Here is a 24,280-nt window from a genome sequence, read left to right as displayed (position 1 = left end):
TCAGTATCCGCTCAAGGTCGCCACGCGGTTTGCGTGAAAATAGGCATCGCCCAGGAATTCGGCCAAGGCGCGGTCGCGCTTCATGTAGAGGCCGATGTCGTATTCGTCGGTCATGCCGATGCCGCCGTGCATCTGTACGCCTTCCTGCACCGCGAGCCGCGCGGTCTTGGCGACCTTGGCCTTGGCGACGCTGATCATCAGATCGGCGCTGGGCGCTCCGGCGTCGAGCAGTTGCTGCGCCTTGATCGTGGCGGCACGGGCGATCTCGACCTCCGAATAGAGGTGGCTGGCGCGGTGCTGAAGCGCCTGAAACTCTCCGATCAGCTTGCCGAACTGCTTGCGCTGCTTGAGGTAATCGACGGTCATATCCATCGCCCCGCGCGCCACGCCGACACCTTCGGCAGCGGCACCGGCGCGGCCCGCCAGCAACATTGCATCCAGCACGGCGCGCCCGCCGTCGATCTCGCCGATCACAGCATCGCCATCGAGCTCCACGGCGTCAAACCTCGTATGGGTCGCCATCGACGAGTCGACCAGACGAACCCCGTCATGGCTCATGCCGCGCGCGTCCTTGGGGACAGCAAACAGCGTAATACCATCCTCATCATCAACCCCGCCGCTGGTGCGCGCTGCGACCACGATCATGTCGGCGCTGCCACCGTACACAACGTAGCTTTTGGAGCCGGTCAGCTTGAACCCGTTGCCCGACTTTTCGGCGCGGGTGGTGATGCGGCTGGGGCGGTGCTTGGCGGTTTCGTCGATCGCTACGGCAAAAACGCTATCACCAGCGATCAAGCCCGGCAGATAGCGCCCCTTCACATCGTCTGATCCGTGCTTCAGCGCCGTGGCGGCCAGCACAGACGAGGTAAGGAAAGGCGAAGGCGTGAGGTTGCGGCCGATTTCCTCCAGCACGATCCCGGCTTCCACATGGCCCATGCCGAGCCCGCCGTCGGCTTCTTCCACCAGCATCCCGGTGAAGCCCATTTCCGCCATCTGCTTCCATAGCCCGTGGCCGAAACCGTCCTTGCAGTTGCGGTCACGCCAGTGGCGCAGTTGCTTGGCGATATTGCCTTCCTCGGCAATGAAACCGCGCGCGGTATCCGCCAGCATCGCCTGATCGTCGTCATGATACAGGGGCATTGGGTTCCTCTCCCGAATTCTGAATAGCGTCACGGACTTGATCCGCGATCATTGTTATCTGGATGGATGCTAACTTGATGACAGTGGCAAAGCGGCCCCGGACCACGCCCGGAGCCGCCTGTCTCAGGCGCCCGGAAGGTCGAGAATGCGCTTGGAAATCACGTTGAGCATGACTTCGCTGGTGCCGCCCTCAATCGAGTTCGCCTTGGTCCGCAGCCAGCTGCGCGATGGCTTGCCGCCTTCCGTCTCATCGCTCTCCCATTCAAGCGAGCGTGAACCGCCGACCGCCATCATCAGCTCGTGGCGGCGCTTGTTTAGTTCAGTCCCGGCGTACTTCATCATATTCGGCTGCGCCGGGTGCGCTTTTCCGACCTTGATCTCGTCGAGAAACTTCTCGCCCATCGCGGTGTAGGCCAGCGCGTCCACATCGAACATCGCCAGCTCGGCACGCAGCACCGGATCGAGCACGTCACCCAGCTTTCCGGCGTGGCGCTTCATCGCCGCGCCAATCCCGGCGGTGCGATCGCCGCCCTCTGCTCCGGAAATCATCTCGCGCTCATGACCGAGCAGATACTTCGCCACATCCCAGCCGCGGTTGATCTGGCCAACGTAGGCCGGGCAATCCTCGCCATAGGACTTCGGCACCGCGACATTGTCGAAGAAGGTTTCGCAGAATGGCGAGTTGCCGCTGATTAGCAGGATCGGCTTGGTGCTGACCCCTTCGCTCGCCATATCGAACAGCATGAAAGTGATGCCCGAATACTTATCGGCCTTGTCGGTGCGAACCAGACAGAAGATCCAGTCGGCCTGGTCGGCGTAGCTGGTCCAGACCTTCTGGCCATTGACGACCCAGTGATCGCCCTGATCTTCGCCAAAGGTCTGCAAGGACACCAGATCGCTGCCTGAGCCAGGTTCTGAATAGCCCTGACACCAGCGGATCTCGCCGCGCGCGATTTCATTGAGGAATCGCTGCTTTTGGCCTTCGGTTCCCAGATGGAGTAGCGCCGGGCCGAGCATCCAGATGCCGAAGCTGCTGAGCGGCGGACGCGCATTGATGCGGCCCATTTCCTCGCGCAGTACCTTCGCCTCGGCAGGCGCTAGGCCCGCGCCGCCATAGGCTTGGGGCCAGCTTGGCACGGTGTAGCCCTTGGCCACACAGGCTTCGAGCCAGGCTTTTTGCGCGGCGTTTTTGAACGTGGCACGGCGGCCACCCCAGTAGATATCGCTTTCGTCGCGAACGGGTTCCCGCATTTCGGGCGGACAATTCGCCTCTAGCCAAGCACGCGTTTCGCTGCGGAATGTTTCTAAGTCAGCCATTGACCGATTCTCCTCTCGTTCAAGCTCCCACTTGACGCTTACGTTAGTGGCATTTGCGCGTCGCCTGCAAGCGCTGTTCGCCCAATCTGCGATGCCGTAGCGTCAGTCCGTGCCCGATTGACGAGGCACGCAATCGGTCTAGGTTTGCTCTCTAAGCAGGAGAGAACACTTGGCCGAATTCGGCAAATCGCCACGCGGCAAAAGCCCGAAAGTAAAGGGCGGGCGCGGATGAGTATGATTAGCGGGCCGCTTCCAGGTAGGCTCAAATTGATGCACGGTTTTGGTGCCGTGGCCTTCGGGGTGAAGGACGGCGGCTTTTCGTTCTTTCTCCTGCCCTTCTACAATCTGGTGCTGGGCGTCGACGCGGGGATCGTCGGCGCGGCGCTGGCCACCGCGCTGGTGATTGACGCAATCGCCGATCCGCTGATTGGCCACTTGTGTGACCGCACCTACACCCGCTGGGGTCGGCGTCTGCCATGGCTTTATATCGCACCGATTCCGCTGGCGATGGCCTGGGCGTTGCTGTGGTCCCCGCCCTTCACCGGTGTGCCAACCTTCTGGGAAATCGTCGCGCTGGCGGTGGGGGTGCGCTTGCTGCTGTCGGCTTGCGAGGTGCCTTCGATCAGCCTGGTGCCCGAAATCACCAATGATTATGTCGAACGCACGACCTTGTTCCGCTATCGGTTCTTGTCGGGCTGGGTTGGCGGGCTGACGATGTCCGTACTGGCGTTCACAGTGTTCCTCCCGACCCCGGAAGCGCAATTGCAGCCTGATGGCTATGCAGTGTTCGGTATGGTCGGAGCGGTGATCATGCTGGTGTCCGTAACAGGTTCGGCGCTGGGACAACATCGCTACATCGCGCGCCTGCCCGATCACGCGCCGCCGCCCTTTTCGCTGCGGCTGGCCTTCGCAGACATCGCTGATGCCTTTCGTGAGCGTGCATTCGTGATCTTCGCCGCCGGGGCGCTTGCCGCCTATATCAGCCAAGGCGTGACGCTATCGATCACGCTCTACGTCATCCGCTATGTCTGGCAATTCAGCGAACTGGCCTTCAAGCTGTATCCTTTGGCGCTGGGCATATCGGTTGTGGCGATGTTCCTGATCGTCGGCCCGCTGCACCGCCGCTTTGGCAAGCCGGCCAGCGGAGCAGGCGGATCGCTAGCGACGTTAGCCATAGCGGGCACGCCTTATGTGCTGTTGCTGGCCGGGCTCTGGCCGCCGACGGGATCGACGCTTTCGACCGCTTTGTTCATTGGCTTCATGGTTGCGGCCAATACCGCAGGGGTGGTGTCGATCATTTCGGCCACGTCGATGGTCGCCGAAATTGTTGAGGCCTACGAAGAACGCACAGGCAAACGCGCTGAAGGGACATTCTATGCCGGCAACTGGTTGGTACAAAAATCGGCCACTGGCGGCGGCATCTTGTTGACCAGTCTGATCGTCGAAGCCATCGGGCTGGAGCCCGGCACCGCGCAGGCTGCGGTTGCCCCCGACGTGGTGACAAACTTGGCGCTCGCCTACCTTGTCGTTTCAGGAGTGCTGGCCTTGACGGCCGCCTTCTGGCTTGCCCGTTTTCCCATCACGCGCGCCGATCACGAAGCCCGCATCGCGTCGCGCTTGCAAGCCGAACGCACCGCGCCCGCTGTGCCCTAGCCTCCCAAATCAGAGCTTGGCGCAGGAGCGATGCTCTGCCACGGTCTACGCGAGAGTCGATTGCATTTAAGGACGAGAGAGGAACCTCCCTATGGATTTCGAACCCACCGAACGTCAGCTTTACTGGCGCAATCGCGTGCGCGATTTCATCGAAGCGCATGTCCGCCCCAACACGGCCGTGTATAACAGCCAGGAGCATGAAGGTGAGCGCTGGAAGGTGCTCCCCATCGTCGAAGAGACCAAGGCGAAGGCCAAGGAAGCCGGCATCTGGAACCTGTTCATGCCACCGCGCAACGACAGCCATCACCATGTCGATGACAGCTTCGAATTTGAAGGCCCCGGCCTCACCAACCTCGAATACGCCATGTGCGCCGAAGAAATGGGCCGCATCGGCTGGGCGAGCGAAGTGTTCAACTGCTCCGCGCCCGATACCGGCAACATGGAGGTGTTCCACCGCTATGGCACGCGCGAGCACAAGGAAGCGTGGCTGCGTCCACTGATGAATGGTGAAATCCGTTCGGCCTTCCTGATGACCGAGCCAAACACGGCGTCGTCGGATGCGACCAATATCGAAACCCGCATTGAGCGCGACGGCGATCACTACATCATCAACGGGCGCAAGTGGTGGTCTTCCGGCCTTGGCGATCCGCGCTGCAAGATCGCGATTGTCATGGGCAAGACGAACCCGGATGCGCAGCGCCACGCGCAGCAATCGCAGATCCTGATGCCGATCGACACGCCCGGCGTGAACATTCTGCGTCACCTGCCAGTGTTCGGTTATGACGATGCACCGCACGGCCACATGGAAGTGGAAATGGTCAACGTACGCGTTCCGGCAGAGAACATCTTGCTGGGCGAAGGACGCGGGTTCGAGATCGCGCAAGGCCGCCTCGGGCCGGGCCGCATCCACCACTGCATGCGCACCATCGGGACAGCGGAGGAGGCGTTGGAGAAGATGTGCCGTCGCCTTCAGGAACGCGAAGCCTTCGGCAAGCCGGTGTATAAGCATTCGGTCTGGGAAGAGCGCGTCGCGCGCGCGCGCATCGATATCGAGATGACCCGTCTGCTGTGCCTAAAAGCGGCTGACATGATGGACAAGGTGGGCAACAAGGCGGCCAAGCAGGAAATCGCGATGATCAAGGTGCAGGCCCCCAACATGGCGCTGCGGATTATCGACGATGCGATCCAGGCCCATGGCGGCGGCGGCGTGTCGGATGATTTCGGGCTGGCACGGGCCTACGCCAACCAGCGCACCTTGCGCCTTGCCGATGGGCCGGACGAAGTCCACGCCCGCTCGATTGCCCATATCGAGTTTTCCAAGCACGCCCCGCGCTCCGGTCCTACCGCCAACGCGCTGCGCGGGGACCACGGGCGAGCCGCCAATGACGCCACGAGCTTCAGTTCGGGCGACATGGGCGTGGCCCGCTAGGCCAGCGTTCCTTAGGAAGCAGATTGTGAGGGCGACTTTGAACAAGAGTCGCCCTCAAATCCTGCATTGGGCTTCCTGCGGGAACCGCCCAGTGGCAATCTAATACAAGAGAAGAGGAATCGCATGGCCAAGGCAGCCATCCTTGAACAACCCGGCCAGGGCCTGAAAATCGCAGAGGTCGCCTTTGCCGATCCGGCCCCCCATGAGGTGCTGATCGACACCAAGGCGTGCGGCCTTTGCCATTCGGATCTGCATTTCATCGATGGGCATTATCCCCATGCACTTCCGGCTATTCCGGGGCATGAGGCGGCAGGGATTGTCCGTGCAGTCGGCAGCGAAGTGCGCACGGTCAAACCGGGCGATCATGTCGTATCCTGCCTTTCGGCGTTTTGCGGCCATTGCGAGTTCTGCGTGACCGGCCGCATGGCGCTGTGCCTTGGCGCAGACACCCGCCGGGCCAAGGGCGATGCGCCCCGTATCACCTTTGCTGATGGCGGCTCGGTGGCGCAAATGCTCAACCTATCGGCGCTGTCGGAACAGATGCTGATCCACGAACACGCCTGCGTCGCGATCGACAAGGACATGCCGTTCGACCGAGCCGCGCTCCTCGGTTGCGCGGTTACAACCGGAGCGGGCACGATCTTTAACGCCTGCAAGGTAACGCCGGGCGAAACCGTGCTGGTGGTCGGCTGTGGCGGCGTGGGCCTGGCTGCGATCAACGCGGCCCGGATTGCCGGCGCGGGCAAGATCATCGCTGCCGATCCGCTGCCCGAAAAGCGCGAGCTTGCAAAAGTGCTGGGCGCGACTCACACCGTCGATGCCCTGGCGGACGATGCCGCCAAGCAGATCATCGCGATCAGCGGCGGCGGGGTCGATTGGGGCATCGAGGCGGTCGGGCGGCAGGCGTCTGCCGATCTCGCAGTCGCCAGCCTCAAGCGCGGTGGCACTGCTGTGATCCTCGGCATGATGCCCCTGGACTGCAAGGTCGGCCTTGGCGCGATGGATCTTCTGGGCGGCAAGAAGCTGATGGGCGCGATCATGGGGATGAACCACTTCCCCGTCGATCTGCCGAGCCTGGTCGATTTCTACCTGCGCGGGCTGCTCGATCTCGACACGATTATCGCTGAACGCATTTCGCTGGAAGAGGTCAATGAAGGCTTCAACACCATGCGCGCAGGTCATTCCGCGCGCACCATTGTGGTGTTCGATTAATGGACATTGATTACGACAAGGAAATGGTCGGCACGGTCGAGGTGACCGAGAAAGATCAGCTTGATCTGCCGGTGCTGACTGCATGGTTCGAAGCCAACGTCGAAGACTTTGCTGGCCCGATCAGCTACACCAAGTTCAAGGGCGGCCAGTCGAACCCGACCTATCGGATCGACACGCCGCACGCGTCCTACGTGCTGCGCCGCCAGCCTTTCGGAAAACTGCTGCCATCCGCACACGCGGTCGACCGCGAATACGCGGCAATGACGGGGCTTTATCCCACCGGTTTCCCGGTGCCGCGCACCTTTGGCTTGTGCGAAGACGCTGGCGTGATCGGGTCGAAGTTCTTCGTGATGAGCATGGCCGATGGCCGCTCGCTCTGGAATGGCGCACTGCCCGGCATGGAGCCGGATGAACGCCGCGCGCTCTACCACGCGCTCATCGATACGATGGCCGATTTGCACCTCAACCAGCCCGACGCCATCGGCATGGGCGATTATGGCAAGCCGACCGATTATTGCGCACGTCAGATCGCTCGTTGGTCCAAGCAGTATAAGTTGTCCGAAACCGAGTTGATGCCCGAAATGGAGCGGCTGATCGAATGGTTGCCGCAGACCATTCCGCCGCAGCACGGATCTTCTGTAGTCCACGGCGACTACCGGCTCGACAATGTGATTTTCCACAAGGACGAAGCCCGCATTATCGCGGTGCTCGATTGGGAGCTGTCGACGCTGGGCGATCCGGTTGCCGACTTCAGCTACCTGATGCTCAACTGGTATCAGCCTGCCGATGGGCGCGCCGGGCTGATGGGTCTTGATCTGGAGGCTCTGGGCATCCCATCGGTTGAGGACGCGGTGGCACGTTACGTGGCGCGCACCGGCTATCCGGTGCCGCCGATGGACTGGTATTTCGCCTATAATCTGTTCCGGCTCGCAGGCATTATGCAAGGCATCAAGAAGCGGGTGATCGACGGCACCGCATCGTCCTCTCACGCGCAGGCGATGAGCGAGCGCGTGCGTCCGCTGGCGGAACGGGCCTACCAGTTCGCCTTGGCCGCCGGGATGCCTGCCTGATTTTCAGGCAGATTTGCGAGACTTACGTATGCGTGCCCCTTAAGCGTGCCCCTTAAGCGTGCCCCGTAAGCCTGCAGCGCATGCTTGCCGCTGCCAGCAAGTCAAGCTACGCGCAACGCCGCATTTTGACCGCCGGAGAACGTCATGAGTGACAAGCTGATCGCCGCCATTGAAGAAGCGTGGGAAAACCGTGCCGAGATCGCCCCTGGTAACGAGGTGCGCCATTCCGTCACAGATGCGCTGGCGCTGCTGGACAGCGGCGAGGCGCGGGTGGCTCAACCGGACGGCAATGGCGGCTGGATTGTCAACCAGTGGCTTAAAAAGGCTGTGCTTCTGAGCTTCCGTCTCAGCGACAACCGCGTGATGGAAGGCGCAGCGGCCGGGGAATCGGCGTTTGACAAGGTGTCCATCAAGTTCGCCGGTTGGGGCGATAACCGCTTCAAGGAAACGGGTTTCCGCGTCGTTCCCGGCGCGGTGGTGCGGCGCGGCGCCTTCATTGGCAAAGGCGCGGTGCTGATGCCCAGCTTCGTGAATATTGGCGCCTATGTTGGCGAGAACACCATGATCGACACCTGGGCCACAGTCGGCTCGTGCGCTCAGATCGGCGCGAACGTCCATATTTCGGGCGGCGCCGGGATTGGCGGCGTGCTTGAACCGTTGCAGGCCGAACCTGTCATCATCGGCGATGGCGCATTCATCGGTGCCCGCTCAGAAGTGGCGGAAGGCGTGCGGGTGGGCGAAGGCGCGGTGCTGTCGATGGGCGTCTACCTTGGTGCGTCGACCAAGATCGTCGATCGCGCAACCGGCGAAGTGCACATGGGCGCCGTGCCGCCCTATGCGGTGGTGGTTCCCGGATCGATGCCGGGCAAGCCCCTGCCCGACGGTTCGCCCGGCCCCAGCCTTTATTGCGCGGTGATCGTCAAAACCGTAGACGCGCAAACCCGGTCCAAGACGGGTATTAACGAATTGCTGCGCGACTAGCGTTACGCCGCGCGCCCTTTGCAGGTTCGCTCTATCCCATTTCCGCGTCTGCTTGACCGGTCCGCACGAAACACCGGAACCCTGGCGGACGCAGGCGCTTAATCTTGAACAAGCAGGAGACCTAAGTGCAGAATAACGAGCCCGACAACCGCATCAGCGATACAGACGCAAGCGCAGGCAGCAAAACCGGGACGGTACGCTGGATCCTTCTTATCAGCCTCAGCCTTGCTATTGTTGCGATGACCGTGATCTGGGTGACTGGCGCCTTGACGCAGGACGATGTCGAAAGCCAAGGCACCACCACCGGCCGCGTGGAAGCCGAAACCGAAGCCGGCGCACAAGGCGCTACTGACCCGAACTGATTGGCTCGAATCCGCTCCGCTTGACTCGATTGACCTAACGGAAGACACTTCCCTTACGTCAATCAAGGTCAGGGAGGGCAAAAATGGCCGATCAGGACGACATCATCCGCATCAGTGACGACGCTGCGCGCGGCGCAGTGAGCAACACCGGCCTGCGTTATGTGCTGGCCTTCAGTCTGGCCTTCGCTGTGATTGCGATGAGCCTGGTCTGGATTATCCCGGCTCTCGCCCGCGCTAGCCATTGATGACGCAGCCGCGGCCTAACTGCCGATCAGCGTTTCGATCGGTGGCTCGCCCGCCACGCTTGCGGCAAAAGCTTCCGCCGCACGCATAACGCGCAGCGCGTTGCGGCTTGCGATCATTTCCAGCTCGACTTGCGAATAGCCGCGCCGCGCCAATTCGGCGAAAAGCAATGGATAGCCGCGCACGTCTTCAAAGCCGACTGGCCCTGACGGCAACCCATCGAAATCACCGCCGATGCCGATCGATTCGACCCCCGCGACCTTGCGGATGTGGTCGATGTGATCCGCCATGTGCTTGATGGTGGTGGCAGGCTCAAGATTGGCTTTGTCCCACGCCGCCATCATCGTTTTCACCGTGTCAGGCTGGCCCTGATACAATGCCTTCAGCCGTGCTTCCTCGGCCGAGCGCTTGGCGAACCATTGCCGCCGCTCCTCATTGAGAAAACCGGGCAACGCCACCACCATCACTATACCGCCATTTTCGGGCAAGCGCGCCAGCGCACTGTCAGGCACGTTGCGCGGATGGCCGTTGATTGCTCGTGCGCCCGAATGGCTGAAAATCACCGGAGCGCGTGCCACATCCAGCGCATCCAACATGGTCGTCTCGCTCACATGACTTAGATCGACCAGCATCCCAATGCGGTTCATTTCGCGCACCACGTCCATCCCGAATGCGCTAAGACCGCCATGTATCGGTGTATCCGTCGCCGCGTCGGCCCACGGCGTGTTGCTGTTGTGGGTAAGCGTCATGTAGCGCGCGCCCAGCGCGTGAAGCTGGCGCAGCACCGCAAGGCTTGATCCGATCGAATGGCCGCCCTCCATCCCCAGCAGCGACGCGACCTTGCCTTCATTCATCGTGCGTTCGACCTGATCGGCAGTCGTCGCGAAGCGCAAGGCATCGGGATAGCGGGCAATCAGGCGCTTGGTCACGTCGATCTGTTCTATCACTTGCTGCACCGCTTCAGGCTCGTCGGGGTTGGACGGAACATAGACCGACCAGAACTGCGCGCCCACCTTGCCTTCCTTCAACCGCCCCAGATCGGTCTGCATCACCGCCCCTTGCGGGTGCGCCTCGCCCGTATCGGTGGTATCCGCAAAATCGAACGCGTTGATCTGATTGGCGACCCGCGCGCGCAGCTGATTGGGGACATCATTGTGCCCATCGAAGATCGGCGCGGCATCGAGCGCCGCATTGGCCGTCGCGGTGGCGGCATCGACAGGTGCCTCCTGCGCAGCCAGCGGACTGGCCAGCATGAGCGCGGCGGCAAGGGCGGCAAGCGAAGGCGCGAAAGGTTGCATGGATGAAGCTCCCGAAGCTAGTGCGCCCGCACCCAATGGTGTCATGCAATGACATGGGGCAGGCAAGGACAGGTACATGGATAGCGCGGCTGCATTGATCGAACAATTGGACCTGATCGCTCACCCCGAAGGCGGTTGGTATTGCGAAACATGGCGAGGCGAGCCTGGCGATGATGGGCGGGCGTGCGGTACGGCGATCATCTTCCTGTTGCGCGCAGGCGAAGCGTCGCACTGGCACAAAGTCGATGCTGCGGAACTGTGGTTGTGGCAGGCAGGCGATCCGTTAGAATTGCGGCTGTCGGCGCGCGATGAAGGCTCGGCTCGCGCCATAACGCTCGGCAGCGATATAGCTGCGGGCCAGCAATTGCAGGGCGTTGTCGCACCGCACGAATGGCAGGCGGCGCGCCCATCGGGTGCGTCCGTCCACGGCTACAGCCTTGTCTCCTGCGTGGTGGTTCCGGGGTTCGACTTTGCGGGCTTCACGCTTGCTGCGCCGGACTGGGAGCCAGGCGCATGATGCGCGCTGTCCTGCGGTGGGTGCTAGCCGTGTTCTACTTCGTGGCAGGCGTCATCCATCTTGTTCGCCCTGACCCGTTTCTCACCATCATGCCCGCATGGGTGCCCGCGCCCTATTTCGTAGTGCTGCTGACAGGCGTGGCGGAGATCCTCGGGGCAATCGGACTGGTGCAGCCATTTTCCAAGCGATTGCGGCAGGCGGCAGGGTGGGGGCTGGCGCTTTATGCGCTGTGCGTGTGGCCGGCCAACATCAATCACATGATGATCGACCTCGCCCGTGCAGACAGCGGATTGGGCTTGGGCTATCATGTTCCGCGTATGTTTGCGCAGCCGGTTATCATCTGGCTGGCCCTGTGGGTGGGAGAATGCCTGCCACTGCGCCGCAAAATTGCATGACACCCGACGACGCGATCCTGACGCTGCTGGCGGAACGCGCTGTCGGCGCCACCATTTGTCCAAGCGAGGCCGCACGCCGCCTCGCCGGGGCTGACGGCGATTGGCGCATGCAGATGGACGCCGTACACACCGCCGTCGACACGCTGGTGGCATCAGGCGCGATCAGTTTGTTCTGGAAGGGAGCGCCAATGCAAAAGCGGCGCGGACCCTATCGGATCGCGCGCCGCTGATACGTGGCAAACCGCCGGGCGCTGCACGAGCGCCCGATGGCGTTACGTGAGATGCTTAGAGACCGCTGCGGTCATCTTGAACATCGAGATCTGCTCTTTGCCGATCACCGCGCCAAGCTTGTCATCCGGATTGATCTGACGCTTGTCCTTGGTATCCTGCAGGTTGTTCCCCTTGATGTATTCCCACACCTTTGAGGTCACCTGAGCGCGGGTCATCGGACCCTTGCCAATCACCGCTTCGAGATCCCCCGAAAGCGTCACCGGCTTCTGCAATGCGTTGGTCGTGCCAGCCATCATCTACTCCCTTATGTAAGTGGCAGGTTATTCGAGAACATCGTCTTCCCAACCCGCATCATCATTTGCGCCACCTGTAAAGGTGGCGTGAAGCACTGCGCAGGCCGTAACGGTCCCTTGCAATGATGCGAGCAGTTCCGCTCGTCCCGCGCCGGGCATTAGCGCCAGCGGCAGATCGGTCGCGAACAGTTGAAACAGATAATGGCGCGTCTCACCCTGGGGCGGATCGGGTAGCAGCCATTCGGAATTGCCGACAGCGTTCTTGCCCGTGCGAGGCGGCACTTCACCTTCCAGCAGCTTGCCACGCTGACCGGCCAGACCCCACACAAGCCAATGGCAGGCCGGCTCGGCACCATCCTTGCCCAGCGTCCCGGACGCGTCTTCCACCACCAGCACCAGTTCCTGCGAACCGGGGGGCGGCGCGCTCCATTCCAGCGGCGGGGCGACAGCATCTTCTTCGGTCGCGGTAAAGCTTGGATCCAATGCTTCACCGGCGGCAAAGGCGGGACTGGTAAGCGCGAAACCCCCGCGTGCAAAAGCCTGCGCCGAACCCAGCTTTGCAATCGCGAGTCCGGGGTGACGGGCAGGTACGGGCACGTGGGGTGCAAGCCAGGCGGGAAATTCAGTCATGATTCTGTTGGTTCCTTGCTGTTGTGCTAGTCCGTTCGGGGGCGCGATACGAGACTTGGCGCGCCAATTTTCGGCACTTTCTGAGGAAAACCCTGCAAATGCAGACAAAAAGGTCACGCTTTTATGCGTTTTGGATCTTTTTCGCGGTGCCGTTCTTGCTCTCAACCCCTCGCCATTGCATCCCTATGACGTAGCCCCCTACTCTCCGGCCACGCCATCCCCCCATGGAGTTGCACAGATTCATGAACCTTGGTCGCACTGCTTTGAGCCTTCTCGTGTCTGTCAGCCTGGTGGCCTGCGGTGGCGGCGGCTCTTCACCAACTCCCCCGGCAACCGGCGGAGGCGGAAGCCCCACACCGACACCCACACCAACACCGACGCCGCCCTCAACCGCGTGCGCGCTGCGTGCGCAGCAGGACTTTGCGAATGCCGTGCTGAACGATTGGTACCTGTTTCCAGATCTGCTCGCTCCAGCCGATCCTGCAAGCTTCAACTCTGTCCAATCCTTTCTGAATGCCCGCGTCGCCCCCGCCCGTGCGCAGGGCCGCGATCAGGGCTTCACCTTCGCCACTTCGATTGTCGAAGAAAACGCGCTGGTTAATTCAGGCTCCAGCGCCGGTTTCGGCATACGGCTTTCGTTCGATAACGTGGCGAGACGCCTGTTTGTGGCCGAAGCTTACGAAGGTGCGCCAGGGTTTGCTGCCGGTCTCGACCGAGGGAGCGAGATCACGGCGATCGGCACCACCAGCGCCAATCTGCAGACCGTTTCGAGCCTTATCGCAGGTGGCGGAACGCAGGCGGTGATCAATGCGCTCGGGCCATCGGACGCCGGTGTTACGCGGGTGCTGCGATTTGTGCAGCCAGGCGGCGCCGCGATTGAAAGCAGCGTCGTCAAGAACGACTTCTCGCTCGACCCGATTTCCAACCGCTATGGCACGCTGATCCTCAATGACGGCGGACGGCGGGTCGGCTATCTCAACCTGCGGACCTTCATCGTCGCGGACGCGGCAGACCAGCTGCGGGAAGCTTACGGACAGTTTGGCGCGCAAGGTGTGACCGATCTGATTATTGATCTGCGTTACAACGGCGGCGGGCTTGTGTCCGTGGCCGAGACGATGGGGGATCTGATGGGGCAGGGCCGCGTCGGCCAGGTGTTCAGCCGAACCGTCCTTCGACCTTCGCGCGCATCGGAAAACAGGCAGCGCGATTTCCGCAGCGAAGTTAATGCCATCGCCCCAACGCGCATTGCCTTCATCACGACCGAGGCGAGCGCTTCGGCGAGCGAGTTGGTCATTAACGCGATGCTGCCGTATCTTGGCAACAACATCGCGCTGATCGGCTCGGACACTTCGGGCAAACCGGTCGGACAATTTGCCTTCGATCTGGCCGCCTGCGATCTGCGGGTGCGCGCTGTGACGTTCCAAACCGTGAATGCTGCGGGACAGGGCGATTACTTCTTCGGATTGGGGCCATTCGTTCCCAATACCTGCCGCGCCGGTGATGACGTGACCCGTCCCTTTGGCGACCCGCGTGAAGCTTCGACGGCTGTAGCGCTCGATTTTCTGGCGGGACGCTCATGCTCGGCGTTCCCTACATCGGCTGTAGCTACGCAAAGCGGAGCGGATTTCAGCCAGAGCGGTAGCGGCACGGCACGAATACCAGCGCGGCGGATGCTACAGCCAGACCAGCCGAACCGCGCACAGCAGGACATTCCCGGCCTGTTCTAACGTCTTTGAGAGTAGATCACCTTACGAGATTTCACACCCATACTTCCCATTGTGCATATCGGCCTGGCCTCCGGGGATGCGAGCGCTTGCCTAATTCCGCTTAAGGCGCTTCGCCGCCGGTGAAAGGCTGCTGCGTAGTGTAGGCGCAGCCTTCCAAGGTCGCTGCACCCATGGCGAGCGTGGCCACGTAAGGGAACCGCCGGTCACTCATCCCGTCGCTGCATTCGCCGGGGGTGAGTGTGGCGGTAACGTTCTGGCCATCAAGCGCACCAGAAAAGCCGAGCCCATTGTTGCCAGCAAAGCGCGTGATCGCAAACGGAGTGCCAGACGGATTTTCAGGTGTGGTCCAGACGCCTTCCTCGTCTTCAATCACAAGACTCCAGAACGGCTCGGTCCCGGTGAGCGTGATAACCTCGTCGGCGGCGACATCATCGAAGGTTTTGCCTTGCGGGTCGATCCCTTCGCCAGCCTGACTGCAGGCCGCCGTCAGACTGGCGGCAATCAACAGGGATATGGCAGTAGGGCGTTTGTTCATTGTCATGGCGCGGCTCCTTTGTCTGCGAAGTTTAAGCGCCGTTCGGGGCGATGGCAAAGGGCTACAAAAACAAAAGGCGGGTCCCGCTTTCGCGGCGCCCGCCCTTGTTCAGGCCTCTTGTGAAGCCCGAAGCTTACATCGGCATCAAAACGGTGTCGATCACGTGGATCAGACCGTTGGAGGCTGCCACGTCGGTCGCGGTGACCTTCGAGGCGTTGCCAGCCGCATCGGTCAGCACCACGCCGCCGTCGACGATCGTGGCGGTCAGATCACCGCCGTTGACAGTCTTGACGACATAACCGGCTTCGCCTGCTTCGGTGATGGCAGTGGTCAGCGTTGCGGCATCAACCGAACCTTCGACCACATGGTAGGTCAGGATCGACTTGAGCGTTTCCTTGTCTTCAGTGGTCAGCTTTTCCACGGTGCCGGCGGGCAGCTTTTCAAAGGCCGCGTTGGTCGGCGCGAACACGGTGAACGGACCGGCGCCCGAAAGCGTTTCGCCCAGTTCAGCGGCCGTCACGGCGGTCACCAGCGTCGAGAAATCGGCGTTGCCCTGAGCCACTTCAACAAGCGTGCCAGCAGCGGTGGCATCGTCAGCGACGGCGGTGGTGTCTGCGGTGGTTGTGTCTTCAGCCGGGGTTTCGGCGGCGCATGCCACCAGAGCGATCCCAGCAACCGAAGTGAGCATGACATTGATGATCTTCATAGGGTATTCCTTGATGTAGGCCCGAAAGGCCAGGGATTCCCCGGATGCGTATAGATCCGAGGCGAGCGCGCGTATCGCCAAGGCGGCGCGCACTCATACAAGAACGAATGGTTTTGACGGTTGGATGTTCCGGCCGTTTTATTTTTAGGCCTCCATTCGTCTGGAACTATGACCGGTTCAGCGGGTTCGCCTTTTTATGAACGCAAAAACCACTCGCGCTGCTGCGCTTGAACGCCTCGCACAGTTTCTTCCCTCCGCAGGACGCCGCTATGCCGACACTCGCAATGCCGATGGCGGTCCGGCGCCTGCTGGGCGTGCAAATGTCAGCGAACTTTCACCCTGGCTTCATGCCGGCGTGCTGAGCGAAACCGATGTGCTAGAAGCGGTGCTCGCCCAGCACACCCCGCGAACAGCCGAAAAGTTCATCGCCGAAGTATTCTGGCGCATTTATTTCAAGGGCTATCTGGAACAGCGCCCCGCGATCTGGGACGATTATCGGGCCGGACGTGATGATGCGCTGGCCGCGCTTGCACGCAACGCCGGTCTGCAAAAAGCCTATGCCGAAGCAACCGAAGGCCGCACCGGGATCGAGGCCTTCGATGTTTGGGCGCAAGAGCTGCAGGACACAGGCTATCTCCACAACCATGCCCGCATGTGGTTCGCGAGCATCTGGATCTTCACCCTGAAGCTTGATTGGCGGCTGGGCGCGGATTTCTTCCTGCGGCACCTTATGGATGGCGACGCGGCGTCGAACACGCTGTCGTGGCGTTGGGTTGCGGGGCTGCACACCAAGGGGAAGAACTATCTTGCCCGAGCCGACAATATCGCCCGCTACACGTCCGGTCGGCCAGGCGGAGCCTTGGCGGCGAAGGGGCTGGCAGGCGATGCCGAGCCTTTGTCTGAAGCGAAAGAATATGGCCGGCAAAAGCTTGATTTGCCCGGTCCTGTCCGTGCGGACCATCTGGTCGGGCCGTTTGCGCTGCTGCTGCATGACGAGGCGGCCCACCATATCCCGCTCGCCCTGCCATCCGCACCGTCGCTTGTCATTGGTGCAGCGCGACCCTCAGCCCGCTCGACGGGCTCGGTCGGCGGTTTGGCCCACAATTTCGCCGAAGGGGCCGTTGCCCATGGCATGGCCGACGCAGCCGCGGCCTATGGTTGCCCGACGAGCGAATGGCGCAGTGGCACGTCGCTTGCCCCACTGATGGCTGATGCCGGTGTTACCCGGATCGCCGTTCCATATCTGCCAACAGGCTGGACGCGTGACGCGCTGTGGCCAGATTTGGCCGATCTTGCAGCGCAGGGCCGGGTTGTCACCATTCTGTCCGATCTTGATCGCGCAACATGGCCTCTCGCCAAAGCTGGGTTCTTTGGCGTTGCCAAGGCCATCGAGGGCGTTTTGGGAGAATGTGCTATAACCGGGCACAAGTGAGGCGGTAACGCGCTCTACGGTTGCGTGCGGCCTGAACGCCTAGATCAGAGAAGCTTGTGTGGGGACGCATCATGGCGGTGGCGCTCAGCCTTGCCGAGCACCCGCTCAAGCCGTTCGGCCATGGTGTTGGCAGCGATCCGGGCCGCGGCATCGACGTCGGACGCTTTGCCGGTTACGCCTATCGGGCGGCTGCCGCGCGGCCGCGCCTCAATTGTACAATGCTTGTCATCCGCACCATGCTTGCGGCCATTCACGTCCGACACGTGCACTTCAATCCGGGTCAATCGCGCAGAAAAGCGCTCCAGCCGCTTGCGCACCTGCGCTTCGATCCGCTGGGCGACCTCTTGCGTACCCATCACCGAACTATCGGTGTTGAACTGGAATTGCACATTGCTCATGGGTGTGCTCATGAATATCTCTCCTTTGGCACCAGTATCCGGTTGCTCAAGAAGAGTGTGGTCCGCCGCGTTTCACCAATCCAGCGAAATCCGGCGAAACGTTCAAGACAGGAGTTGATCGCTCGCCCGCTTTTCAGCGCGAACGATGTCAGCCTTCACGCGCTCTTCAGCGGTCTTGCGCGCCTGCTCGGCGAGGCCGCGCCAGGTCTTTTCCGAGCGCAATTCGCGATCACGCACGTTATCGAGCGTTGCTTTATCGGCCAGCGTCGCGGCTTCATCAGCGCGTTCGTTGTAGAATTCGTAAGTCTGGGCCATCGGTGTATCCTGCATTGAGAGGGAGTCGCTGGGGACCAGGTGGCTGGCGGGACGCTGGTAAGCGCCCCGCCCCGCCGGTATTATTTAGGCAGCTGCCAAGTTAACGGCGCTTTCCTTGCCGTTGCGTCCGCGCTCGAGATCGAAGCTCAAACGCTGATCCTTTTCGAGGCTGTGCATACCAGCAGCCTGAACGGCCGTGATGTGGACGAAGCTGTCCGACGAACCGTCGTCAGGCTGGATGAAGCCATAGCCCTTGTCGGTGTTGAAGAACTTTACGGTTCCGGTCTTGCTCATAACGTGTTCCTTTCAAGAACATTGTAGTGCCCCGCCGCAACGCGCAGCAGGGTTAGTGCGTCGTATCGTCCGATGAAAGGAAGTCGTCGTCTGGTTAACGCCGGGGGCCGTGAGGCCAAGCGGCGGAGCGCAAATTTCGAAGTCCGTCGCAAATTTCGACGTCAGCGGGGATCATGTAGCACGCTTTGCCCGGATTACCTAATCACTGCTTCTGCCCGCGCCGTTAAGACATTCGCCAGAGGTCGCTATTATGCTGCGACAGCCATGGCACCGCGCCCCTCCTTTTGCGCCGCGCGCGCTGATTCCGCCCTGCGCTTGCAGCTAGGGCGCACCGGGCTGATCGTGGTTGGCGGATCAGTGCTGGCCTCAACCTCTTTTGCCCATCTCGCCTTCGTCTGGTTGGGCGATGTCGATTATGCCGGCACCATGCTGGTCGCGGTGCTGATCCCGCTGATCGTGGCGAGCCTTGCCTTTGGGTGGATCGCCGCGCTGACCCTGCGGCTCGATGCGTCCCGCCGCGAGCTTGAGCTGCTGGCCTTGCAGGATGCGCTCACTGCCCTTGCCAACCGCCGCGCGGCGATGGCGCAGCTTGACGCTTGGGGGGCGCACCTGCCGGAGGGCGGCATTGCGCTGGCCATTGCCGACATCGACGATTTCAAGCGCGTCAACGACCGGCTCGGCCATGACGGCGGGGATGCGAGCCTGATCCATTTTGCCGCCATGCTCCGCAACCTGCTGCCCGCCGATTGGCTGGTGGCGCGGATCGGGGGGGAGGAGTTCCTGATCGCCGCGCAGGCCTGCGATTTTGCCACCTTCGCCGCCCGGATCGAAGCCTTGCGCGCTGCGGTGGCCGATACGCCGCTGATCACCGCCGCCGGTCCCCAGGGCCTCACCGCCAGTTTCGGTCTGGCCGAGCGGCGCGGGGCTGAAGCGATCGACCGGCTGATCACCCGCGCCGACACCGCGCTTTATGCCGCCAAGCAAGCGGGCCGCAACCGCACCGAACGCGCGGCCTAGAGGGGGTCTAGCGGGGCCAAGAGGGGGTCTAGCGCGACCTAACCCGGGTCTAGCGGAGCCTGGCGCGGGGCTGGAGCGCGGTGTTTATCGGCTATCCCCCCTGAAATTGCGAAGCTTTGAATGTTTCACGCCTGAAAACAATCCCCAGCGTGTCGCGCCAGCGCCTGTGCGGCAGCGGACCTGATTGGCGCGGGCCGGGCGCGTAGGAAAGCGCGCCGCCCTATTTACCGCAAGGCCCCATTTACCGCGAGGCCCCATTTACCGCGAGGCCCATTTACTGCGAAGGGTCTGCACGGCTAAACAGAGGGCATGGCCCCCCTCACCATCCTGATCGACGCCGATGCCTGCCCGGTCAAGGACGAGATCTATCGCGTGGCCGAACGGTTCCGGGCCGAAGTGCGCGTGGTCAGCAATTCGCCGTTCCGCATCCCCGATAGCCCACGGGTCAGCCGCGTGGTGGTGAGCGACAGCTTTGACGCCGCGGACGACTGGATCGCGGACGCCGCCGCAGCCCTGCCCGCCAACACCTGCGTGGTCATCACCGGCGACATCCTGCTGGCCGACCGCTGCCTGAAAGCGGGGGCGCGGGTGCTGAAACACAATGGTGACGAATACACCGCCGCCAGCATCGGCGGCGCCATCGCCACCCGCGCCATCATGGCCGACCTGCGTGCCGGGATGGACGGACCCACAGGGTCAGCGGGAGGCGGCCCTGCACCATTCAGCAAGGCGGACCGATCACGGTTCCTGCAGGCGCTGGATCGGGTGCTGGTGGGGTTGGCGCGGTAATTGGATCAATCGATCCCTAAAAACTTCTTCCGCTTGCCTGTCAATTTTTTGATTGCAACGCCAAATATTTCTTCAAGAACGTTCTCGACAATCGGATCAGAGACGCCTGCAATTCTCTGCTTCAAATGAGATAAGTTTTCAGCCCCATGATAAGCCGCAATATATCCGCGCTTCATTTCTGCAATTCTCGCACCAAGGAAGGGAAGTGTGATATTTTTCTGCAACAAGTTGTCTATGTCACACATTGCTGCCAAGTTTGACTCGACGCCTTGAATAGTCTTTTCACTTACACTCAGTAAGCAACGGCCATTTTTGTCAAATTTCATTTCCATTCCAAGGAAATCTGCAGGCTGTTGAGGAGTATATATCAAGGTCTTCGATCTCGGAGCCCCTATCAATCCCAAGGTTAAATGCAATTCAGAAAGCTTTTCACGTAGATATTTGTCAAAGCTTTCGCACTCAGCTTGAGATCTAAAAAAACCAATGATATCGTCGACATACCTGATTACCGGTAGTCTGCGCTTTTCTAAATCTCTGTCTAAATCTCGCAGAATGATCCCTGCGAAATAAGGCGACAATGGCATCCCCTGTCGCACGCCCTCACCAACCTTAATGCCAGCGGCCTGAACGATTTGCTGCCAGTTAGGGGCGAATCCATCGCCTATCTCGACGTTGACGAAAGCGTCCAAAACGGAATGAAGTGAGCGATCTGCCACCACTCGCCGCAAATCTCTGTGTAGTATCTCTCTCGGGATTCTATCAAAGAACTTTTGAATGTCCGTTTTATAAACGAATTTTCCCGATTCCCTTAGATGGGATGCTCTTAGCCGAGCATCTTGGACAGTACGCGCTGAATGTGCAGTTAGTCCGTAACTTATCTCATTTAAGAGACCCCTATGCTTCAACTTTTCCCGAATCTCAAAGAGTATCGAAAACTGTATGATCCGATCTTCAACGGTTGGGACGCAAATGATGCGATACCCTCGGTCTTTCTTCGGCCTAGCAATTGCAAGCAGAGAATGGGGCAGGAACCCGCCATTCAGACGCCGCTCTTTAATAGAAGGAATGCGCCAAGCGCGTTCGGCACCGTACTGCTTGCCAGATATTCGATCTAAGCCATAGCAACTCGAAAGAAATCGACTCCGCTCCGCGCTCCAAACTTCGTGGAGTTTAGAGCCCGATTCAAAAGTTTGTCATGCGTAGCAGTATCTTGCGGTTCTGCGTGTGAGCATACGGATGCTGGCGATGTGCGCCCAAGCGGTTGACGAGGCGATGGATGTTTCCCAGTCTTTGGCCAATCGGCGACATCTGCCTAGCCAGGCGAAGGTGCGTTCGACGACCCAGCGGCGGGGCAACAGGACGAAGCCTTTGGCGGTGTCGGACCGCTTGATGATTTCCAGCGTCCAGTCTCCATGCCCCCTGAGGGCGTCCCGAAGCTTGTCGCCAGCATAGCCGCCATCGGCGAACACGTGGCGCAGCCAAGGGAAGCGATATCTGATCGCCTTGAGCACATCGACGGCGCCATCGCGGTCCTGAATATCGGCGGCGTGGACGAGAATGAAGATCAGATAGCCGCAGGTGTCGGTGACGATATGGCGCTTTCGGCCCTTGACCTTCTTGCCTGCGTCATAGCCGCAAACCCCGCCGCTTTCCGTGGTTTTGACGCTCTGGCTGTCGATCACGCCAGCGCTCGGCGAGGCTTCGCGTCCCTCGACCTCGCGCAGGTTCATCACCAGCACCGTGTTGATGCTGGCGAACAATCCGTTGTCACGCCATGCGTAAAAATAGCGCTGCACGGTCGACACCGGCGGGAAACATTTGGGCAGCATCCGCCAAGCACAACCACCCGAGCCGATGTACAGCAGCGCGTTCAACACCTCGCGCATGTCGGTGCTGCGTCGTCGGCCCCCGGTTTTGGCGGGCGGAATGAACGGCGCCGTCAGCGCCCATTCTCGCTCCGTCAAATCGCTTGGATACCGCAACCCATCCCGGCTATGTTCTCAACGGGCAATACCAGTCCATGTCATGTGCCACTCCATCTGCTCGCACAGACGGCTGAATCACATATGGCTGGTATTGCTCAACAACTTTCGGATCGGGCTCTTAGACGCATCAAAAACCCGATTAAGAGTATTTCTTCGCTTAGCTGCCGCCAGCTTCACCTAAATTACCCAGACCGGCGGTTCACCAGGAGCCGACCTTCAGCAAGCGGAGTGTCGGTATTTGCCATGTGCCCCAGCACCCGGCTTACGGCCACAAGACCGCGTCGCGCCGTGTCCTGAACCTGACTCTCAGCGAAATCCGCCGCCAGAGTCAGAGCACACCATAGCATCAAGGCCACCGCGAAGACAAGGACGCTTTGGAACAAACCAAGAACGGTGCCCTGACTGGGCGCGGTGGCCCTTGGCGATCCGGCATTGTGCGCCGGAAGATTCGGCTTCCCTCGAGAAGGCCCCTCATGGAATTGGCTCCGAACCTCGCCGGTTCTGGTGGTAAAGCGAGGCATGTGTCGTTCCCTTTCATCAGTCTGACTCCGACCTTCCGCAAGCGGAGTGTCGGTATTTGCCATGTGCCCCAGCACCCGGCTTACGGCCACAAGACCGCGTCGCGCCGTGTCCTGAACCTGACTATTGGAACGGGTGAACCGCATCCACAGGCCAACCCATAAGGAGTCGTCTGCCTAGTCAACTATGCGAGCTTTTGAGCGACTTTCAAGGGGTCTGGCTCAATTGGTCGTGAATGAACCCACATTGACACCTCCCCCCATCAGGCGCACCCCTCGCTCTAATCAACCCACCTGACAGGAGCATCCCATGGCCAAGGGTCAACAGAAGAAATCCAAGGAAGCCCGCAAGCCCAAGGCGGACAAGGGCCCCAAGACCAACGCCAGCCAGCCCAGCCTCAAGGCCGGCGGGATCAAGGGCCTGGAGAACATGAAGAACAGTTGAGGGGTTTCAGCCCCTTCCCTCGGGGGGAAGCGAAGCTGACGCGCTGCGTCAACGGGTTGGGGATGGGTTTGCGACAGTTGCTCTGTCGCGTTGCCTCGTCACCGTTGAGCCCCCACCCCCTGCCCCTCCCCGCCGGGGAGGGGAGTTAAGGGCGCCCCTCCTGTTGCAGGAGAGGATTGTACCGGCGTTTCGATTTATACCAAATCCCGATGAGGCTGACTCATGGGGGATTTCCAAGGCGCTGATTTTCTGATTCACCGGAGCAAGCACGAGGAGGCTTGCGATGGCGACGGCGATTGGTGTTCGATCAGATTTCACTTCGCGGGATTTGAGCCGATTTTCCCGACGATGTGACGATCCGGATCAGGTACGGCGGTTGTTGGCGTTGGGCTTGATCCTGGACGGCAGCAGCCGGAGCGAAGCGGCCAAAGCGGCTGGCGTGACGCTGCAGGTCGTGCGGGATTGGGTGATCCGCTTCAATGCTGATGGCCCGGACGGGCTGATGTCACGCAAGGCCCCCGGCAAAGTCTCGATTCTGAGCGATGAGCAGCGCCGCGCTCTTGCGCAGCAAGTTGAAGCAGGCCCGATTCCTGCGGCGCACGGGGTTGTCCGCTGGCGTCTCATCGATCTGGCGCAGTGGGTGTGGGATGAGTTTGGCCTGTCGATTACCAAACAGACGCTGAGCCGTGAGATGCGCGCGCTGGGCTTCCGCAAGCTCTCGGCCCGCCCTCGTCATCGTGGCCAGAAAGCGGATGACATTGCCGATTTTAAAAAAACTTCGCAGGCCAGTTGGCAAAAATCCGACTATCCTTGCCGCACGGCACCGCGATAGAACTGTGGTGGCAAGATGAGGCGCGCATAGGCCAACAGACCAAGCTCACCCGCCGCTGGGCCAAGCGCGGAACCCGGCCCTGTGCGCCCAAAGACCAGCGCCGGGCCTCAGCCTGGATCTTCGGGGCCATCTGTCCCGCCGAGGGCAAGGGTGCTGGCATCGTCATGCCCCGTTGCAACAGCGAGGCCATGAGCATGCACCTCGAAGAGATCGCCTTCCACGTCGCGCCGGGGGCGCATGCCGTCTTGATCCTCGATCAGGCCGGATGGCATGGCTCGGCGGAACTGGTCGTGCCCGCCAACATCACTCTCATGCCGCTGCCGCCCAGGTGCCCGGAGCTCAACCCCGTCGAAAACGTCTGGCAGTTCATGCGCGACAACTGGCTCTCCAACCGCATCTTCTCATCCTACGACGACATCGTCGACCATTGCTGCTTCGCTTGGAACAAGCTCGTCGATCAGCCCTGGCGCATCATGTCCATCGGCATGCGCCAATGGGCGCATGGGTTCTGATCAA

The 24,280-nt window shown here is 61.1% G+C and carries 28 protein-coding genes; 16 read left to right on the top strand and 12 right to left on the bottom strand.

What is annotated here, in order from left to right; translation table 11 throughout:
* Together ACRANW_RS05685 and ACRANW_RS05680 are read right to left on the bottom strand one after the other, a co-directional pair.
* Nucleotides 1–1,140: an acyl-CoA dehydrogenase family protein gene (locus tag ACRANW_RS05685; RefSeq protein ID WP_479433560.1), complete on the bottom strand. Its 1,140-nt coding sequence runs from the start codon at nucleotides 1,138–1,140 to the stop codon at nucleotides 1–3.
* A 123-nt stretch (nucleotides 1,141–1,263) separates the two neighbouring features.
* Nucleotides 1,264–2,457: an acyl-CoA dehydrogenase family protein gene (locus ACRANW_RS05680; RefSeq protein ID WP_479433559.1), complete on the bottom strand. Its 1,194-nt coding sequence runs from the start codon at nucleotides 2,455–2,457 to the stop codon at nucleotides 1,264–1,266.
* A gap of 270 nt (nucleotides 2,458–2,727) precedes the next feature.
* On the opposite strand from ACRANW_RS05680, the gene ACRANW_RS05675 reads away from it, so the two are divergent.
* The 7 genes from ACRANW_RS05675 (at nucleotide 2,728) to ACRANW_RS05645 (ending at nucleotide 9,409) form a co-directional block, all read left to right on the top strand.
* Complete coding sequence (locus tag ACRANW_RS05675; RefSeq protein WP_479433558.1) at nucleotides 2,728–4,110, top strand: MFS transporter; 1,383 nt, start codon at nucleotides 2,728–2,730, stop codon at nucleotides 4,108–4,110.
* A 91-nt stretch (nucleotides 4,111–4,201) separates the two neighbouring features.
* Complete coding sequence (locus ACRANW_RS05670; protein ID WP_479433557.1) at nucleotides 4,202–5,539, top strand: acyl-CoA dehydrogenase family protein; 1,338 nt, start codon at nucleotides 4,202–4,204, stop codon at nucleotides 5,537–5,539.
* Nucleotides 5,540–5,662: 123 nt separating this feature from the next.
* Nucleotides 5,663–6,751 (top strand): Zn-dependent alcohol dehydrogenase, encoded by a 1,089-nt coding sequence (locus tag ACRANW_RS05665; RefSeq protein ID WP_479433556.1) that lies wholly within the window; start codon nucleotides 5,663–5,665, stop codon nucleotides 6,749–6,751.
* Complete coding sequence (locus tag ACRANW_RS05660) at nucleotides 6,751–7,821, top strand: phosphotransferase family protein (protein WP_479433555.1); 1,071 nt, start codon at nucleotides 6,751–6,753, stop codon at nucleotides 7,819–7,821. The genes ACRANW_RS05665 and ACRANW_RS05660 overlap by 1 nt, the downstream gene beginning before the upstream one ends.
* 144 nt (nucleotides 7,822–7,965) lie before the next feature.
* Nucleotides 7,966–8,802 carry a 2,3,4,5-tetrahydropyridine-2,6-dicarboxylate N-succinyltransferase gene (gene dapD / locus ACRANW_RS05655; protein ID WP_479433554.1) on the top strand — a complete coding sequence of 279 codons (837 nt, stop codon included), beginning with the start codon at nucleotides 7,966–7,968 and terminating at the stop codon, nucleotides 8,800–8,802.
* A gap of 125 nt (nucleotides 8,803–8,927) precedes the next feature.
* Complete coding sequence (locus ACRANW_RS05650; RefSeq protein ID WP_479433553.1) at nucleotides 8,928–9,164, top strand: hypothetical protein; 237 nt, start codon at nucleotides 8,928–8,930, stop codon at nucleotides 9,162–9,164.
* Between the two features lie 83 nt (nucleotides 9,165–9,247).
* Complete coding sequence (locus tag ACRANW_RS05645; protein WP_479433552.1) at nucleotides 9,248–9,409, top strand: hypothetical protein; 162 nt, start codon at nucleotides 9,248–9,250, stop codon at nucleotides 9,407–9,409.
* Between the two features lie 15 nt (nucleotides 9,410–9,424).
* On the opposite strand, the gene ACRANW_RS05640 is transcribed toward ACRANW_RS05645, so the two are convergent.
* On the bottom strand, nucleotides 9,425–10,705 hold the full coding sequence (locus ACRANW_RS05640) for a dipeptidase (protein WP_479433551.1): 1,281 nt from the start codon (nucleotides 10,703–10,705) through the stop codon (nucleotides 9,425–9,427).
* A 76-nt stretch (nucleotides 10,706–10,781) separates the two neighbouring features.
* Here ACRANW_RS05640 and ACRANW_RS05635 point away from each other — a divergent pair, with 76 nt between their 5' ends.
* Genes ACRANW_RS05635 through ACRANW_RS05625 form a run of 3 tightly spaced genes read left to right on the top strand, consistent with a single transcriptional unit; the run spans nucleotide 10,782 to nucleotide 11,847 of the window.
* Complete coding sequence (locus ACRANW_RS05635) at nucleotides 10,782–11,222, top strand: cupin domain-containing protein (protein ID WP_479433550.1); 441 nt, start codon at nucleotides 10,782–10,784, stop codon at nucleotides 11,220–11,222.
* Entirely contained in the window at nucleotides 11,219–11,617 is a 399-nt protein-coding gene (locus tag ACRANW_RS05630) for a DoxX family protein (RefSeq protein ID WP_479433549.1), read from the top strand. The genes ACRANW_RS05635 and ACRANW_RS05630 overlap by 4 nt, the downstream gene beginning before the upstream one ends.
* A complete protein-coding gene (locus ACRANW_RS05625; RefSeq protein WP_479433548.1) occupies nucleotides 11,614–11,847 on the top strand; it encodes a DUF3253 domain-containing protein in 234 nt (77 codons plus the stop codon). Before ACRANW_RS05630 ends, ACRANW_RS05625 begins: the two co-directional genes overlap by 4 nt.
* Nucleotides 11,848–11,889: 42 nt before the next feature.
* On the opposite strand, the gene ACRANW_RS05620 is transcribed toward ACRANW_RS05625, so the two are convergent.
* Together ACRANW_RS05620 and ACRANW_RS05615 are read right to left on the bottom strand one after the other, a co-directional pair.
* Nucleotides 11,890–12,141, bottom strand: coding sequence for an SWIB/MDM2 domain-containing protein (locus ACRANW_RS05620; protein WP_479433547.1), 252 nt, complete (start codon nucleotides 12,139–12,141; stop codon nucleotides 11,890–11,892).
* 27 nt (nucleotides 12,142–12,168) lie between these two features.
* A complete protein-coding gene (locus ACRANW_RS05615; RefSeq protein ID WP_479433546.1) occupies nucleotides 12,169–12,771 on the bottom strand; it encodes a YbhB/YbcL family Raf kinase inhibitor-like protein in 603 nt (200 codons plus the stop codon).
* A 224-nt stretch (nucleotides 12,772–12,995) separates the two neighbouring features.
* On the opposite strand from ACRANW_RS05615, the gene ACRANW_RS05610 reads away from it, so the two are divergent.
* Nucleotides 12,996–14,498, top strand: a complete 1,503-nt coding sequence (locus ACRANW_RS05610; protein WP_479433545.1) for a S41 family peptidase — start codon at nucleotides 12,996–12,998, stop codon at nucleotides 14,496–14,498.
* A 100-nt stretch (nucleotides 14,499–14,598) separates the two neighbouring features.
* On the opposite strand, the gene ACRANW_RS05605 is transcribed toward ACRANW_RS05610, so the two are convergent.
* Together ACRANW_RS05605 and ACRANW_RS05600 are read right to left on the bottom strand one after the other, a co-directional pair.
* Entirely contained in the window at nucleotides 14,599–15,039 is a 441-nt protein-coding gene (locus ACRANW_RS05605) for a COG3650 family protein (protein ID WP_479433544.1), read from the bottom strand.
* A gap of 127 nt (nucleotides 15,040–15,166) precedes the next feature.
* Nucleotides 15,167–15,739 carry a fasciclin domain-containing protein gene (locus ACRANW_RS05600; RefSeq protein ID WP_479433543.1) on the bottom strand — a complete coding sequence of 191 codons (573 nt, stop codon included), beginning with the start codon at nucleotides 15,737–15,739 and terminating at the stop codon, nucleotides 15,167–15,169.
* A 196-nt stretch (nucleotides 15,740–15,935) separates the two neighbouring features.
* On the opposite strand from ACRANW_RS05600, the gene ACRANW_RS05595 reads away from it, so the two are divergent.
* Entirely contained in the window at nucleotides 15,936–17,171 is a 1,236-nt protein-coding gene (locus tag ACRANW_RS05595; RefSeq protein ID WP_479433542.1) for an FAD-binding domain-containing protein, read from the top strand.
* Nucleotides 17,172–17,215: 44 nt separating this feature from the next.
* Here ACRANW_RS05595 and ACRANW_RS05590 read toward each other — a convergent pair whose 3' ends face one another.
* From ACRANW_RS05590 to ACRANW_RS05580, 3 genes are all read right to left on the bottom strand, one after another.
* The gene (locus ACRANW_RS05590; protein ID WP_479433541.1) at nucleotides 17,216–17,581 is read right to left on the bottom strand and encodes an HPF/RaiA family ribosome-associated protein; all 366 of its coding nucleotides are present in this window, start codon (nucleotides 17,579–17,581) and stop codon (nucleotides 17,216–17,218) included.
* Between the two features lie 90 nt (nucleotides 17,582–17,671).
* Entirely contained in the window at nucleotides 17,672–17,884 is a 213-nt protein-coding gene (locus tag ACRANW_RS05585) for a hypothetical protein (protein ID WP_479433540.1), read from the bottom strand.
* An 84-nt stretch (nucleotides 17,885–17,968) separates the two neighbouring features.
* Entirely contained in the window at nucleotides 17,969–18,178 is a 210-nt protein-coding gene (locus tag ACRANW_RS05580) for a cold-shock protein (RefSeq protein ID WP_160760285.1), read from the bottom strand.
* A 264-nt stretch (nucleotides 18,179–18,442) separates the two neighbouring features.
* Here ACRANW_RS05580 and ACRANW_RS05575 point away from each other — a divergent pair, with 264 nt between their 5' ends.
* Together ACRANW_RS05575 and ACRANW_RS05570 are read left to right on the top strand one after the other, a co-directional pair.
* Nucleotides 18,443–19,195: a GGDEF domain-containing protein gene (locus ACRANW_RS05575; protein WP_479433539.1), complete on the top strand. Its 753-nt coding sequence runs from the start codon at nucleotides 18,443–18,445 to the stop codon at nucleotides 19,193–19,195.
* Between the two features lie 309 nt (nucleotides 19,196–19,504).
* Entirely contained in the window at nucleotides 19,505–19,984 is a 480-nt protein-coding gene (locus tag ACRANW_RS05570; protein WP_479433538.1) for a YaiI/YqxD family protein, read from the top strand.
* A 5-nt stretch (nucleotides 19,985–19,989) separates the two neighbouring features.
* On the opposite strand, the gene ACRANW_RS05565 is transcribed toward ACRANW_RS05570, so the two are convergent.
* Nucleotides 19,990–20,991 carry a reverse transcriptase domain-containing protein gene (locus ACRANW_RS05565; protein ID WP_479433872.1) on the bottom strand — a complete coding sequence of 334 codons (1,002 nt, stop codon included), beginning with the start codon at nucleotides 20,989–20,991 and terminating at the stop codon, nucleotides 19,990–19,992.
* 186 nt (nucleotides 20,992–21,177) lie between these two features.
* A complete protein-coding gene (locus ACRANW_RS05560; RefSeq protein WP_479433537.1) occupies nucleotides 21,178–21,966 on the bottom strand; it encodes an IS5 family transposase in 789 nt (262 codons plus the stop codon).
* 831 nt (nucleotides 21,967–22,797) lie between these two features.
* Here ACRANW_RS05560 and ACRANW_RS05555 point away from each other — a divergent pair.
* Together ACRANW_RS05555 and ACRANW_RS05550 are read left to right on the top strand one after the other, a co-directional pair.
* A complete protein-coding gene (locus tag ACRANW_RS05555; RefSeq protein ID WP_479433536.1) occupies nucleotides 22,798–22,932 on the top strand; it encodes a hypothetical protein in 135 nt (44 codons plus the stop codon).
* Nucleotides 22,933–23,215: 283 nt separating this feature from the next.
* Nucleotides 23,216–24,276 (top strand): IS630 family transposase gene (locus tag ACRANW_RS05550; RefSeq protein ID WP_479431320.1). Its coding sequence is split into 2 segments (ribosomal slippage): nucleotides 23,216–23,708 and nucleotides 23,708–24,276, totalling 1,062 coding nucleotides; the frame shifts between segments, so codons are not numbered across the junction.
* Nucleotides 24,277–24,280: the final 4 nt, after the last annotated feature.

Source organism: Erythrobacter sp. 'gip.4 top 5' (assembly GCF_056495765.1).
This window is presented reverse-complemented; position numbering and strand designations above follow the sequence as displayed.